Genomic DNA, 509 nt, shown 5'->3' with positions numbered 1-509 from the left:
GATGCGCGGCTCACCGAGCAGATCATGGCGGCGCTCTATCTCAACCATCCCTATGGCCGTCCGGTGATCGGCTGGCATCAGGAAATCGAAAAGCTCGACCGCGAGGACGCGCTCGCCTTCTACAAGCGCTTTTATGCGCCGAACAACGCGATCCTGATCATCGCCGGCGACGTCGACGCCAATGAGATCCGCCCGATGGTGGAGAAGAATTTCGCCGACATCCCCGCGCAATCCTCGATCCCCGCAAAACGGCTGCGTCCGCAGGAACCGACGCCGGTCTCGCCGCGCACGGTGACGCTGGCCGATCCGCGCGTCGAGCAGCCGACCATGCGCCGCTATTACCTCGTCCCGTCGGCGGCCACGGCGGCGGTGGGCGAAAGCCCCGCGCTCGACGTGCTCGCGCAACTGATGGGCGGCGGCGCCAATTCCTATCTCTACCGCTCGCTGGTGATCGACCGTCAGCTCGCGATCTCGACCGGCGCCAATTACCAGGGCACCGCGCTCGACCC

General features: G+C 66.0%; 1 protein-coding gene. It reads left to right on the top strand.

Going from position 1 to position 509, the window contains the following annotated elements; all coding sequences use genetic code 11:
- The coding region (locus ACZXDY_RS46375; protein WP_464350082.1) for a M16 family metallopeptidase at positions 1–509 on the top strand (509 nt) is incomplete at both ends.

This window comes from Bradyrhizobium sp. LeoB3, from assembly GCF_055456055.1.
This window is presented reverse-complemented; position numbering and strand designations above follow the sequence as displayed.